Source organism: Sinomicrobium soli (genome assembly GCF_003285545.1).
Taxonomy (GTDB): domain Bacteria; phylum Bacteroidota; class Bacteroidia; order Flavobacteriales; family Flavobacteriaceae; genus Sinomicrobium.
In genome coordinates this window covers 286123-300709 of record NZ_QLNV01000006.1, presented here as the reverse complement: position 1 = coordinate 300709, position 14587 = coordinate 286123, and the positions used below count along the sequence as shown (strand labels likewise).

12 protein-coding genes are annotated in these 14587 nt (G+C 48.7%); 4 read left to right on the top strand and 8 right to left on the bottom strand.

Translation table 11 applies throughout. The features are described 5' to 3' along the window. Positions 1 to 43 precede the first annotated feature (43 nt). Positions 44 to 556 carry a GNAT family N-acetyltransferase gene (locus tag DN748_RS10200; protein ID WP_112371683.1) on the bottom strand — a complete coding sequence of 171 codons (513 nt, stop codon included), beginning with the start codon at positions 554 to 556 and terminating at the stop codon, positions 44 to 46. 5 nt (positions 557 to 561) lie between these two features. Continuing rightward, positions 562 to 2106, bottom strand: coding sequence for a hypothetical protein (locus DN748_RS10195; protein WP_112371682.1), 1545 nt, complete (start codon positions 2104 to 2106; stop codon positions 562 to 564). A gap of 155 nt (positions 2107 to 2261) precedes the next feature. Between DN748_RS10195 and DN748_RS10190 the strand changes: the two genes are divergently transcribed. The 4 genes from DN748_RS10190 to leuB all read left to right on the top strand — a co-directional run bounded on the left by DN748_RS10190 (position 2262) and on the right by leuB (position 6649). Next, complete coding sequence (locus DN748_RS10190) at positions 2262 to 3434, top strand: 2-isopropylmalate synthase (protein ID WP_112371681.1); 1173 nt, start codon at positions 2262 to 2264, stop codon at positions 3432 to 3434. A gap of 93 nt (positions 3435 to 3527) precedes the next feature. Next, positions 3528 to 4922 (top strand): 3-isopropylmalate dehydratase large subunit, encoded by a 1395-nt coding sequence (gene leuC, locus DN748_RS10185; RefSeq protein ID WP_112371748.1) that lies wholly within the window; start codon positions 3528 to 3530, stop codon positions 4920 to 4922. 15 nt (positions 4923 to 4937) lie between these two features. Further along, the gene (gene leuD, locus DN748_RS10180) at positions 4938 to 5519 is read left to right on the top strand and encodes a 3-isopropylmalate dehydratase small subunit (RefSeq protein ID WP_112371680.1); all 582 of its coding nucleotides are present in this window, start codon (positions 4938 to 4940) and stop codon (positions 5517 to 5519) included. An 11-nt stretch (positions 5520 to 5530) separates the two neighbouring features. Continuing rightward, positions 5531 to 6649 (top strand): 3-isopropylmalate dehydrogenase, encoded by a 1119-nt coding sequence (gene leuB / locus DN748_RS10175; RefSeq protein ID WP_112371679.1) that lies wholly within the window; start codon positions 5531 to 5533, stop codon positions 6647 to 6649. Between the two features lie 226 nt (positions 6650 to 6875). Here the strand turns inward: leuB and DN748_RS10170 are convergent, their stop codons facing one another. The 6 genes from DN748_RS10170 to ilvB form a co-directional block, all read right to left on the bottom strand. Then, positions 6876 to 8465 (bottom strand): NADP-dependent glyceraldehyde-3-phosphate dehydrogenase, encoded by a 1590-nt coding sequence (locus DN748_RS10170; RefSeq protein ID WP_112371678.1) that lies wholly within the window; start codon positions 8463 to 8465, stop codon positions 6876 to 6878. 67 nt (positions 8466 to 8532) lie between these two features. Further along, positions 8533 to 9795: a threonine ammonia-lyase IlvA gene (gene ilvA / locus DN748_RS10165; protein ID WP_112371677.1), complete on the bottom strand. Its 1263-nt coding sequence runs from the start codon at positions 9793 to 9795 to the stop codon at positions 8533 to 8535. A gap of 40 nt (positions 9796 to 9835) precedes the next feature. Next, the gene (locus DN748_RS10160) at positions 9836 to 10573 is read right to left on the bottom strand and encodes a class I SAM-dependent methyltransferase (protein WP_112371676.1); all 738 of its coding nucleotides are present in this window, start codon (positions 10571 to 10573) and stop codon (positions 9836 to 9838) included. Positions 10574 to 10664: 91 nt separating this feature from the next. Continuing rightward, on the bottom strand, positions 10665 to 12134 hold the full coding sequence (gene ilvC, locus DN748_RS10155; RefSeq protein WP_112371675.1) for a ketol-acid reductoisomerase: 1470 nt from the start codon (positions 12132 to 12134) through the stop codon (positions 10665 to 10667). A gap of 82 nt (positions 12135 to 12216) precedes the next feature. Next, positions 12217 to 12741 carry an acetolactate synthase small subunit gene (gene ilvN / locus DN748_RS10150; protein ID WP_112371674.1) on the bottom strand — a complete coding sequence of 175 codons (525 nt, stop codon included), beginning with the start codon at positions 12739 to 12741 and terminating at the stop codon, positions 12217 to 12219. 36 nt (positions 12742 to 12777) lie between these two features. Continuing rightward, entirely contained in the window at positions 12778 to 14511 is a 1734-nt protein-coding gene (gene ilvB / locus DN748_RS10145; RefSeq protein ID WP_201741460.1) for a biosynthetic-type acetolactate synthase large subunit, read from the bottom strand. Positions 14512 to 14587 lie beyond the last annotated feature (76 nt).

Genomic DNA, 14587 nt, shown 5'->3' with positions numbered 1-14587 from the left:
TTTTTCCTGCCATCTGCAGAATATAGAAGCTATAACCCAGGTATTACTCCACGGAAAAAGCCCATTCCATCACAAAATCATCCATTACATATCCTTTTCCTATGGGGATCACTTCTTCGGCTACGGTACTGAACCCGATCTTTTCATAAAAACGGACGGCGGGATTGAATTTGTTTACATTTAAAGACAAAATACGGTCTCCGGCTTCCCGGGCCACAGCTCTTGCACGGTCTATCAGGAACCTGCCGGCTCCCCTGCCCTGGGCTTCCGGAACGACATACAGCTTGTGTATTTTCGTGGTATTATTATTTCCACACCCTGTTTCACAGGAAATAAAACCGAGCATTTTACCGTCTTTTCCCGTGACAAAGAAACGGTGCCCGAGCACATCGATCTGCTTTCTGAGCGCTTTCTCCGAATACATCATTTCCAGCATATAATCAATCTGCTCCGGGGTAAGAATATCTTTAAAGGTTGATGGCCATGTACGTTTTGCCATATCCTGTATCAGCGGAATTTCAGAGGTAGATATTTCCTGTATTGTTAAGATTCTCATTCCTATTACCGTATCAGTGCCCTTGACTTTTCCCGGATAATCTCGGCCACGCTTTTATTTTCTATTTTACTTTCCAGCCAGGAGATAATATCCAGGTACAGGAATGCTCTTCGTTCATAGGGGTCATTGTCCAGTTCCTTGAACCTGGCGTGTAATTTCCTGAACTCCCCTTTCAGCTCATGGGGATAGATATTGCCAAGGTTACGCAGAAACCTGATCATTTCCTTCTGCACTTCATGGAGGTCGTTCATCTTGAGCAGAAACTTATAGGTACTCTTCAGCTGTACATCGAGGTGGTAGTCCATTCCTGCTTCGTAATGTGCCACCAGGCTCAGCACCCTCGAAAAACACATCAGGTCTTCCCGCATGGTAAGATTTTTGTTGTCTATGATCTTTTTGAGATAGGCAATACACATGCGGTTATCGCCATTACCGAAATACATGCAGGCGATCTTGTAATAGAACACCATGACGTGATGTTCATCAATAGTATCTTTGTGTACTTTCAACTGAGACAGGATCTCATCTACCAGCATCAAACCTTCCTCAAAAGACCCCTCCATAAAGTGAAGATTCAGCTTGTTGATATAGATGTAAAGGAAAGACAGTGATGCCACATTTTCGTTTTTCGGAAAAGGCCCGGATGCGATAACCTCCTCCAGTCTGTGTAATACGGCCTTGAACTGCGTGCCGTATTTGAGCATGAACAGGGCCTCCAGCAGGTAATTGTTACTTTTCAGGTAATACACCGGGTTCATGTAGATCATCTGTTCGTTTTCGTGAAACAGGTCGGTCAGTTTACTGGCGTATTTAAAACTGGAAAGAAAATCCTGGGTGAGAAAACTATACCACAAATACGCCTTGTAGAGCCATAGTTTTTCCCGGAAACCGAGATCTTCAAGCCGGTAATGGGGCAGGCGCGAATTAAAATATTCGGCTATGCGCTGATGTTCTTCATCGCTTTTCACATATCCCGATTTCAGCAATATGCCATAGAGCTGCAGCGACAGGTTCGAAAGCCTGCTGGCAATAACATTCTGTATGCTCAGTTCCTTGGCCTGTACCGATAATTCGTCGGCACGGCCGCTGATACTGCGTGTGATATACTGGGTCTCGATAATTTTCTCGAACTCCACGATCTCAAAGGCTATATTCTTTTCCTCGTTCTCAATGGCAAACTGCTTCGCCTTTTCCAGGATCTTGAGACTTTGCCGATAGAGCCCCTTGTGATACAATATGGTAGCAAAATCCAGCTGTTCCCTGATCTGTATCCGGATATTCTGATTTACCGGGTTCAGCCGTAAGCTCACCAGTACCTGTTTGTACAAATGGGCCTTGAGGTTAGACAACTGCTGCTTTTTGACGATCCCGCTCTTCAGGATCTCCTTTTCACTGTAATCCTTCATTTTGTCCAGCAGGTTAAAAAGTGCGAGGAACTTGGCATCGGCATTCACCCCGAGGCGGTTGACATACAGTTTGAATTGTCGTTTTTCAGATTTCGAAAGGGATTTAATCAGTATAAACAACGAATCTTTTTGCGCATTTGTCATTGTAATAAAATAAGATTTAAAAACCTAATTATCAAATTGTTAAGTTTTATATTTTTTGGTTAAGCATTGTAAAGCCCTTCAGACAAAACCCTTTGTTTGAATTTGCAAAATATAAATTCGTAATAGAAAAATAAAATTAAGACTAATAATTTGACATGAGTAAAGAAAAAGTACAAATCTTTGACACCACCCTCCGCGATGGCGAACAGGTTCCCGGCTGTAAGTTGAACACCGATCAGAAACTGGTTATAGCCCGACGCCTGGACGAACTCGGGGTCGATGTCATAGAAGCCGGTTTTCCCATCTCCAGCCCGGGGGATTTCACCTCGGTCGTCGAAATAGCAAAGATAGTCAAAAATGCAACGGTTTGCGGGCTTACCAGGGCCGTTAAAAAAGACATCGAAGTAGCTGCGGAAGCCCTGCAGTATGCCCGGAAACCCCGTATCCATACCGGTATAGGAACTTCTGATTCTCATATCACACATAAGTTCAGGGCAACAAGGGAAGAGATCGTAGAAAGGGCCGTAACTGCAGTGAGCTACGCCAGAACCTTTGTAGACGATGTGGAGTTTTATGCCGAGGATGCAGGACGTACGGACAACGAATTCCTGGCCCGGGTATGCGAAGCCGTTATCGAAGCGGGAGCTACCGTACTCAATATTCCGGATACCACCGGATACTGCCTGCCCGAAGAATACGGTGCCAAGATCAAATACCTGAGGGATAATGTAAAAGGTATTGAAAAAGCCGTCCTGTCGTGCCACTGCCACAACGACCTGGGATTGGCTACCGCCAATTCCATCTCCGGGGTGGTCAACGGGGCAAGACAGATAGAGTGTACCATAAACGGTATAGGCGAACGCGCCGGAAATACTTCTCTTGAAGAAGTGGTGATGATCCTGCGCCAGCACCCTGCCCTCGACCTCGATACCAATATCAATTCGCGGCTGTTGTACAGCACCAGTAAAATGGTGTCGGAGAGTATGGGAATGCCCGTACAGCCCAACAAGGCCATAGTGGGGGCCAATGCCTTTGCCCACAGTTCCGGAATTCACCAGGACGGGGTCATAAAAAACAGGGAAACCTACGAGATCATAGACCCGGCCGATGTGGGGGTTACGGAATCTGCCATTGTGCTCACCGCAAGGAGCGGAAGGGCTGCCCTGGCGTACCGGGCCAAAAAGGTAGGCTATGAACTTACCAAGCTGCAACTGGATGACGTATACCGGGAATTTCTGAAATTTGCCGACGTGAAGAAGGAAGTCCTGGACGATGATATCCACGAGATCATGCAGGTCTGTAAACTCGGTGAGATCAGGGCCGTGTAACCATAAGGGGCAGACCGGCAAAACTTAAAAACTTAAAAACTCTTCCCCGGTCTATCTCGCCTGCTCACCATGCAACTAAAAGTAAAAAAACAGATGAAAAAGACATTATTTGATAAGGTATGGGACAGCCATGTGGTCGATACCGTAGAGAACGGACCACAGATCTTATATATAGACAAGCACCTGATCCACGAAGTTACCAGTCCGCAGGCCTTTGCCGAGCTGGAACAGCGCAACATTCCCGTTTTCCGGCCCGATCAGATCGTAGCTACGGCCGATCATAACGTACCCACCCTCAATCAGCACCTGCCGGTAAAGGATGCGCTTTCCAGGAACCAGCTGGAACAACTTACCACAAACTGTGAAAAACACGGGATAACGCTGTACGGGCTTGGGCATAAGTACCAGGGAATTGTTCACGTCATGGCCCCGGAACTGGGGATCACCCAACCGGGAATGACGATGGTATGCGGCGACAGCCATACTTCCACACACGGAGCCTTCGGCACTATTGCCTTTGGTATAGGAACAAGCCAGGTAGCCCAGGTTTTTGCCAGCCAGTGCCTGTTGCTGAGCAAACCCAAAAAAATGAGGGTAAGCGTAAACGGAAAACTGAAAAAAGGGGTACTCCCCAAAGATGTCATTCTTTATATCATTGCCAAACTGGGCACGAATTCCGGAACGGGGCATTTTGTGGAATACGCCGGGGACGTCTTCGAAAACATGAGTATGGAAGGCCGGATGACGGTGTGCAACATGAGTATTGAAATGGGTGCCCGCGGCGGAATGATAGCCCCAGACGAAACTACCTTTGAGTATGTCAGGGGCCGTGAATTTGCTCCCGAAGGGGAGGAATTCGAAAAGAAAACAGCGTACTGGAAAACCCTGAAAACCGACGAAGGGGCTGTATTTGACAAGGAATACTCCTTCGACGCCGAAGATATCGGTCCCATGGTTACCTATGGTACCAATCCCGGAATGGGCATAAAAATAGATGAACACATCCCAGTAACAGACGATATCTCTTTTGAAAAATCGCTGGAATACATGGGATTTGAGAAAGGAGAAAGCCTGCTCGGGAAACCCATCAACTACGTCTTCATAGGGAGTTGTACAAATTCCAGGATCGAAGACTTCCGCGTCGCGGCGGAATATATCCGCGGAAAGCAGAAGGCGGCAAATGTCAATGCCCTGATCGTTCCCGGATCGCAGCAGGTAGCGAAACAGATCGAGGCAGAAGGGCTCAGAGAAATTTTCGAAGAAGCCGGGTTTGTATTGCGACAGCCCGGATGTTCGGCCTGCCTGGCCATGAACGACGACAAGATACCCGCAGGAGAATACTGTGTATCTACTTCCAACCGGAATTTTGAAGGGCGCCAGGGCCAGGGCGCCAGGACCATCCTGGCCAGTCCGCTGATTGCCGCTGCAACAGCCGTAAAGGGAGCTGTCGCAGCCCCCTATGAAGAAGAAACAGCGGTTTTCGCATAACAATACAATGACAACATGGAAAAATTTACCACACATACCTCGAGGGCCATACCGTTGCCCATAGAAAATATAGATACCGACCAGATCATTCCCGCCAGGTTTCTCAAGGCGACCAACAAATCGGGATTCGGAGAAAACCTGTTTCGCGACTGGCGTTACAACAAGGATGGCTCGGAGAATACCTCTTTCACCCTTAACGACCCTAAATACCGGGGGACCATCCTTATTGCCGGTGATAATTTCGGGTGCGGGTCCAGTCGGGAGCACGCCGCCTGGGCACTGGCAGATTACGGGCTTAAGGTTATCGTATCCAGCTATTTTGCCGATATATTCAAGGGCAATGCCCTGAACAACGGACTGCTGCCCGTGCAGGTAACTCCCGAATACCTCAAGAAACTGATCAACACCGTACAGGAAAACCCGGAAACGGAAATTCTTGTCAACCTCGAGGAACAGTACATCGCTGTAAAAGGCTCCGGGGACAAGGCTACCTTTGACATCGGCCCCTATAAGAAATTATGCCTGCTCAACGGATATGACGATATCGATTTCCTGATCAGTAAAAAAGACAAGATAGAAGCATTTGAACAGCAATAAAAACCGTAGTTATGAAATTGAATATCGCCCTTTTACCCGGAGACGGCATCGGTCCTGATGTCGTGGAGCAGGCCGTAAAATCGCTCCAGGCCGTAGGTGAAGCATTCGGACACAGCTTTCACTTTGAAGAAGCCCCCGTCGGGGCGGCAGCCATTGACGAAACCGGCGATCCGCTGCCCGAAGCGACCCTCGCCGTATGCAAGAGATCAGACGCCGTACTTTTCGGGGCCATCGGCGATCCCAAATACGATAACGACCCGAAAGCAAAAGTGCGTCCCGAACAAGGGTTGCTCAAACTGCGAAAATCACTCGGGCTCTTCACCAATATCCGGCCTATAAAGGCCTTTCCTACCCTGATAGAAAAATCTCCTTTAAAAAAGGACATTATTTCGGGAACGGATTTCACCATATACAGGGAGTTGACCGGGGGAATTTATTTCGGGGAGAAAAAGCTCAGTGAAGACGGCAGCACCGCTTCCGATCTCTGCGAATACTCGGAATCAGAGATCGAACGCATTGCACATCTCGCCTTTAAGGCCGCCAGGAGCAGGCGTAAGAAACTGACCCTGGTAGACAAGGCCAATGTACTGGAAACCTCCCGGCTCTGGAGAAGGGTGGTCGGCAGTATCGGGGAAAGTTATCCGGATGTGGAACTTGACTTCCTCTTTGTCGATAATGCCGCCATGCAGATCATCCTGAACCCCGGGCAATTCGACGTTATCCTGACCGAGAATATGTTCGGCGATATTATCTCCGACGAAGGCAGCGTCATAGGGGGATCCATAGGATTGCTGGCTTCTGCCTCGGTAGGGAGTGATATCGGCATGTTCGAGCCCATTCACGGTTCGTATCCGCAGGCCAAAGGCAAGGATATTGCCAACCCGGTAGCGTCCATTCTCTCCGCAGCCATGCTGCTGGAGCACTTTAATCTCCAGGAGGAAGCCGATGCTGTAAAACTGGCTGTGGAAAAATCGCTGGAACGCGGCGTGGTCACCCCCGACCTGGACAAGGAAAGTACTTATGGAACTGTTAAGGTAGGCGACTTTATAGCCGACTATATCCTCCATAACGACGACAGTACCCAGATAAACCGGGAGAACATAGAATTCGGGCAATCTACCATTATATAATGGCCTTATCCGTTTCAAAAAATACATTATTGTGTTTAACGGGTGGGTTATTGCCTGGAAGTAATATATGTTTTGACGATCCGGCACGGAAGCAAAAATCCGGAAACACTTGAATTAAAATAATAAAAAAGAGATTGCTCCGAAAAGGCAATCTCTTTTTTTTATTGGTCAAAAAAATTCAAAAGAATCCCCGGTAATAAAATGACCGGGGGCCCCTAATGATGATTTATAAAATATAATCCGTGTTGACAAAGTTGGAAGCCTTGCTCGCCAGCAGTTCTTCGAGGATTTTCCTGTTGTAGTCGTTGTCTTTCGACGCCACAAACGTACGTATGGAGAACGAACGCAGGGCATCGTGAACGCTGAGCGTTCCCACGGCGGAATCCTTTCTTCCCGTAAACGGATAAACATCCGGCCCCCTCTGGCAGGAACTGTTGAGATTTACCCTGCACACCAGGTTTACCAGCGTGTCGATAAGCGGGGCCAGGGTCTTGATATCTTTCCCGAACAGGCTCACCTGCTGTCCGTAATTGGATTCGGCCATATCGTCAAGGGGTTCCTGTATACTTTTAAAAGAGAGTACAGGGATCACAGGGCCAAACTGCTCTTCACTGTACACACGGGCCTCCTTATTCACCGGGTAAAGCACCGCGGGATAGATATAATTCTCCGAAAGTTCTCCTCCCTTTTTGTTGATCACCTTTGCCCCTTTGCTTACGGCATCATCTATCAGTTCCTTTATATAGCCCGGTTTTCCCGGTTCCGGAAGCGGGGTCAGCATTACTCCGGGCTCCCAGGGATTACCGAATTTAAGTGCATCCACCTTTTCAGAAAACCTCCTGTTGAACTCATCAGCTATATCTTCGTGTACATAGAGTACTTTAAGAGCCGTACAGCGCTGGCCGTTAAAGGAAAGGGTTCCTGAGATACATTCGTCTATGGCAAGGTCCAGGTCGGCATCCGGCAATACGATAGCCGGGTTCTTGGCTTCCAGTCCCATAACCAGCCTTAACCTGTTCTTATTGGGATGCTGATCCTGAAGGGCTATGGCCGATTTGCTGTTTCCGATAAGGGCCAGCACATCAATACGCCCGGTATTCATGATGGGGGCTGCCACTACCCTTCCCCTTCCGAAAATAACATTCACCACGCCTTCCGGGAAACTGTTCTTAAAAGCTTCCAGTAGGGGAGTAAGTAACAAAACCCCGTGTTTCGCGGGTTTGAACACTACGGTATTCCCCATGATCAGTGCGGGAATCAGCAATGCAAAAGTCTCGTTGAGCGGGTAATTGTACGGCCCCATACAGAGCACCACCCCGAGCGGCCCCCTGCGGATATGGGCATAAACCCCACCGTGCTTTGCAAACCGGGCGCTATCCCGGTCCAGCTGCTTGTAGTCCTCGATCGTATAATAAATATATTCTACCGTCCTGTCGAATTCCTTTTCGGAATCGGGAAGGTTCTTTCCTATTTCCCACATCAGGAGTTTTACAACCTCTGCCCTCCTCGTTTTCATCTGGGAAACAAACTTTTCCATACAGGCGATGCGGTCTTCCACCTTCATGGTGGGCCATAACCCCTGCCCTTTGTTGTATGCATTGCAGGCTGCATCCAGGGCTTGCAGCGCCGAAGCCTTGTCCATATCAGGCACTGTCCCCAGCAGGGTGGGCCCGTATTCCCCATTGTCACTCCGGGTCTGTATGGTAGAATATACCTCGGCAAAAGCCCCTTCCCATTTTAGGAGTTCCCCGTTGGCAAGGTAGGTTTCCTGACGCAAGGGTTCTTTGATCCTGAACTCTTCTTTTACGCTTTGCATTAGTGTGTTGATGTTTGTGGTTAATGATTTGTTTTTGTGTTTTTAATCTTGATGGTAAGGCTGTTAATTACACCAGGAATTGGAACAGGTCCGGTTTGTTATTGAGATAATCTCCATAAAAGTGGTGTTCCTTCATACGTTCGATAAGAGGCTCCAGATCGGCCTCACTTTTGAGCTCGATACCTACCACTGCGGGGGCATTTTCCCGGCTGTGTTTCTTGGTATACTGGAAATGGGTAATATCGTCATTGGGCCCGAGTATCTCGGCCACAAATTCCTTGAGTGCCCCTGCCCTCTGTGGAAAACGCACAATAAAGTAATGTTTGAGATTGGCATATAACAGGGCCCTTTCCTTGATCTCGGCCGTACGGGTAATATCGTTATTGCTCCCGCTTACCACGCATACCACCGTCTTATCCTTTATGGTATCGCGGTAAAAATCCAGGGCTGAGATCGTAAGGGCACCCGCAGGCTCTACCACTATGGCATCCTTGTTGTAAAGGTCCAGGATAGTCTGGCAGACTTTTCCTTCGGGAACGGTGATGACATCGTGAAGAAACTGCCTGCATATTTCAAAGGTCTTGTCGCCTACCCTTTTCACTGCGGCACCGTCGACAAACTTTTCTATACGGTCCAGTTCGGTATTGCGGTTGTTCTCGATAGACCTGCTCATGGAGGGGGCCCCTTCGGGCTCTACCCCGATAATCCTGGTCTGAGGTGAAAGGGCGTTGAATACCGCCGACAACCCGGAAGCCAGTCCGCCCCCTCCTACGGGTACGAACAGATAGTCGATGGGAGTATCGGCCTGTTCCAGGATCTCAAGCCCCACGGTGGCCTGTCCTTCGATCACTTTTTCATCGTCGAAAGGATGTACAAAAGTTTTTCCCTGTTTGCGGCATTCCGCCAGGGCCGCCTTGTTGGAGTCGTCGAACGTATCGCCTTCCAGTACGATATCGATCTGGTCCCCTCCGAACATTTTTACCTGGCTGATCTTTTGTTTCGGCGTAGGCACGGGCATATAGATGGTTCCCTTTATGCCCAGCTTGTTACAGGACATCGCCACCCCCTGGGCGTGATTTCCCGCACTGGCACAGACAATTCCGCGGGCCTTTTCATCACCGGAAAGAGACCTGATCTTATTATATGCCCCCCTGATCTTATATGACCTGACCACCTGGAGATCTTCCCGTTTCAGGAGTACATTGGCGCCGAATGCCCCCGAATAGGTCATACTGGGAGCAAGAGGTGTGCGTACGGCCACTCCTTTTAAAGTTTCTGCAGCTTCCTTTACCTGTTTTATCTCAGGTATATATTTCGTAGTCACGTCCATAAATCTTTTCTGTTTTCGGCTTGTCATTTACTGCCTTGGGTCACTTAATGGCCCCAAAAGCAGCAAAACAGCCGTTTTTATGTAAAATTTCTACTTCGCCGAATCCTGTTTTTCGCAATAATTCCATCTGGTAGGTCACCGATCTCGGCGAATCTTCCTTTTCGATATACTCAAATACATTCTGCCTGTAATCAGCCCCGCCTATCTGTTCCAGGTACCTGCCGTATTCTTTCCAGAAAAAGGTGTGTATTTTTCCCGAATCGTGTGCAACAAGGTCTGATATCCAGAAACTTCCTCCGGGTTTTAAAATACGATACACCTTTTCAAAGACGCTCTCCCAGTCGCTATCATCCCTCAGATGGTGCATTACGGCTCCCGCAAGGACAATATCGAACTGCCCGTCTGAAAAGCGGGCATCCCGGATATCCCCGTAAAAAGTTTCTATACGTCCGCCGGTATTCGGCCTGATGCGTTCCTCTGCCCTGCGGAGCATGGGTAACGAAAGGTCTACGAGACTACAGTTCAGGTCCGGTATCCTGGAAAGCATTTTAAGGGTATAATTACCCGCTCCGCATCCGATATCGAGGAGATCGGTGGCTTCCGGGTTCACCGCTTTTGCCGCCCCGGTAATGAGCTCCAGGGAAACCGGTGCATCTATGGTCGATTTCTGACCGGTGTCCAGGTTGGAAAAACGTTCCACATCCTTGTCGAAACGCGATCTTATCTCTTCGTTGGTCGACTTATGGCTGAAATCCTGTTTCGCAGATTCTCTGTTCATCTTTTGTTCCTTGTTCAAACGAAGTGGTCCGGCTGAAAACCAATACCCCGGAACACTCCCCGGGGTAATGGTCTTAGTTGCAATCGTGAAATTAAACTATTTTCTTCATCTCGGTCATCGACGCACGCAAATACGCCCCGACTTTCTCTACCGGGTGTTTCCTTATCTGGTCGTTGACCTGTATGAGTTCCCGGTTATCTACGGTATTATCCGTACCGAAAGATGTTCCGATCACGTCGGTATCTATCTTTTTCATAAAGTCTCCCAGCAGGGGCTTACAGGCATGATCGAAGAGATAGCACCCGTACTCCGCCGTATCCGAAATGACCCTGTTCATCTCATAGAGTTTTTTCCTGGCAATGGTATTGGCTATAAGCGGTGTTTCATGCAGCGATTCGTAATACGCCGATTCTGCAATGATCCCGGCTTCGGTCATGGTCTCAAAAGCCAGCTCCACACCTGATTTTACAAAGGCTACCATCAGTACGCCACAATCGAAATATTCCTGTTCCGGAATAGGGTCTGAGGTGATTTCCGTCTTTTCAAAAGCCGTTTCCCCGGTGGCCTTTCTCCAGGTCAGGAGATTTTTATCATCATTGGCCCAGTCCTCCATCATAGTTTTGGAAAAATGACCGCTCATGATATCGTCCATATGCTTCTGGAACAGCGGGCGCATAATATCTTTCAACTCTTCCGAAAGGCGAAAGGCTTCTATCTTGGCGGGATTGGACAAGCGGTCCATCATATTGGTGATCCCCCCGTGTTTCAAGGCCTCGGTGATGGTTTCCCATCCGTATTGTATCAGCTTGGCCGCATATCCGGGCTCGATACCTTTTTCCACCATTTTATCGAAGCTCAGGATAGACCCTGTTTGCAGCAGTCCGCACAGAATGGTCTGTTCTCCCATAAGGTCAGACTTCACTTCCGCTACAAAAGAAGAGCGCAATACCCCGGCCCGGTGCCCGCCGGTAGCTGCAGCATAAGCCTTGGCCTGTTCCAGTCCGTCCCCGTTCGGGTCGTTCTCGGGATGAACCGCAATAAGGGTAGGAACCCCGAATCCGCGTTTGTACTCTTCCCTTACCTCAGAACCGGGACATTTCGGGGCTACCATGATCACGGTGATATCTTCACGGATCTGCATGCCCTCTTCCACGATGTTGAACCCGTGCGAATAAGACAGTGTAGCTCCTTTTTTCATCAGGGGCATCACGGTACTGATCACCGAAGTATGCTGTTTGTCCGGGGTCAGGTTACACACCATATCTGCCGTAGGGATAAGCTCCTCATAGGTGCCTGTCTTAAAACCGTTCCCGGTGGCATTTTTATACGATTGCCGTTGTTCTTTAATGGCTGCTTCACGAAGGGCATAAGAAATATCCAGGCCGGAATCCCTCATATTGAGCCCCTGGTTAAGTCCCTGGGCCCCACATCCTACAATTACGATCTTTTTACCTAAAAGTTTTTTTACACCTTCGTCAAATTCGGAGCTGTCCATGAATTCACATACTCCTAATTGCTGTAACTGAAGCCTCAACGGAAGCGTGTTAAAATAATTTGCCATTGTTATAGTTTATTTTAAAATTCAATTTTAGTTTATTTAATGCTTGGTGACAAGAATCTCCCTCCGCGGACCCTAAACCGGGTCAGGCATTCTGAAATTCCCGGAGCAGGGCCGATATGTTCATTTCGCTCTTCGACACGGCTATCCTGCCCGAGCGGACAAACTGCATGATCCCGAAAGGTACGAGCTCGTCGTACAGCGCATCGGTTTCGTGCCGCCTTCCCGTTTTTTCTATGACAAAAAATTCCCGGGCCACCGTAACGATATTGGCATTGCTATTTTTTATGATATTCTGTATCTGCCGTTCGTCAAACAGCAGGCTTGACTTTATCTTGAACAATGCGGTCTCCTGATAGATGGTTTCCTCATCGGTGTGATAGTAGGCCTTGATGACCTCTATCTGCTTTTCCAGCTGTCCCGCTATTTTGCGCACCTGGTCTTCACTCATATCGGCCACGATCACAAAGCGGCTTACATTTTCGATCTCCGACTCCGAGACCGTAAGGCTCTCTATATTGATATGTCGTTTCAAAAAGATCGCTGAAATACGGTTCAGCAGGCCTATGTTGTTTTCCGAATATATGGAAACAGTATATGTATTATTCATTTTTTATATGCTGATTTCTGTTATTACCCTTCCTGTTTATTCCAGCCTGCAATCGGATACCGATGCCCCCGTAGGGATCATGGGAAATACATTGTCTTCCTTTTCCACGCAGACTTCGAGAAAATAAGCTTCTTCCGAAGCTATCATCTCATCTATGGCTGCGTCGAGATCTTCCCTTCTGGTCACCCGTTTTGCCGGAATATGGTACCCCTTGGCAATGGTGACAAAATCCGGGTTTATCAACTCGGTAGAGGCATAGCGTTTGTCAAAGAACAATTGTTGCCACTGGCGCACCATGCCCAGGAAGTCATTGTTGAGTACCACGATCTTTACCGGGACTTTCGTCTGGAATATGGTCCCGAGTTCCTGGATGGTCATCTGGTAGCCCCCGTCGCCTATGATGGCTACGACTTCTCTCTCCATTGCTCCCATTTTGGCACCTATGGCTGCCGGAAGGGCAAACCCCATAGTACCGAGCCCCCCTGAGGTTACATTGCTCTTGGTCTGATTGAACCGGGCATAACGACAGGCGATCATCTGGTGTTGTCCCACATCGGAAACGATCACCGCATTGTTGTTTGTCCTGGTATTGATCCGTCTTATAACCTCTCCCATGGTGAGTTTTTCCTTTTCCGGGAAAAGATCGTTCCTGATCACTTTATCGTATTCTATGGCATGCATATCCTTGAACTTCTGATGCCAGGATTCATGCCTGTTTTCTTCAAGGAGGGGCAATAATTGTGTGAGTGTCTCCTTCAGGTCACCCAGCACTGCCACATCGGTTTTTACATTCTTGTCGATCTCTGCCGGATCGATCTCGAAATGGAGCACCTTTGCCTGCCTGGCATAGGTTTCCAGGTTTCCCGTAACCCTGTCGTCAAAACGCATACCCAGTGCGATAAGGACATCACATTCGTTGGTCAGCAGGTTGGGGGCATAATTACCGTGCATCCCGACCATTCCCGTATGGAATTCGTGATCGGAAGGCAATGCGGAAAGCCCCAGAGCCGTACTGGCAGCCGGAATCCCCGTCTTTTCAATAAAGGCTTTTAATTCCGCTTCGGCCCTGCCCAGTATGACGCCCTGTCCGAACACAATAAACGGTTTCTTTGCCGCATTAATTACCGCAGCCGCTTCCTGTACCTTTTCCGGTTTTACCACCGGTTTCGGTTTATAACTCCGGATACCGGTACACTTTTTATAAGAGAAGTCAAATTCCTCGAACTGGGCATTTTTCGTAATATCGATCAGTACGGGTCCGGGACGTCCGGAGCGTGCTATATAAAAGGCCTTGGCCAGCGCTTTGGGAATATCGGCAGCCCTGGTGACCTGGTAACTCCATTTGGTCACCGGGGTCGATATCCCTATGATATCGGTTTCCTGAAAGGCATCGGTTCCCAGCAAGTGACGGGCCACCTGCCCGGTAATACACACCAGGGGGGTGGAATCTATCTGTGCATCGGCAATACCGGTAACCAGGTTGGTTGCTCCCGGGCCCGAGGTTGCCATGGCGACCCCTACCCTTCCGGTAACCCTCGCATATCCCTGGGCCGCATGTGCAGCACCCTGCTCGTGGCGGGTAAGCACGTGATGCAACTGGTCCTGGAACTTAAACAATTCGTCATACACCGGCATAATGGCACCTCCGGGGTATCCGTAAATCAGATCCACTCCTTCTTCGAGAAGGCAACGGATAACGGCTTCCGCACCACTTATTCTTATGGCTGCCTTTGTCTCCGTTTCTGCTAATCTTTCCTTTAATGTTTCCATACTTATCTATTATTGCTACGCCGGTTATGGGGTATTGCAGACGTTTATCCGGTATACTCCATACGGATTAAAGATG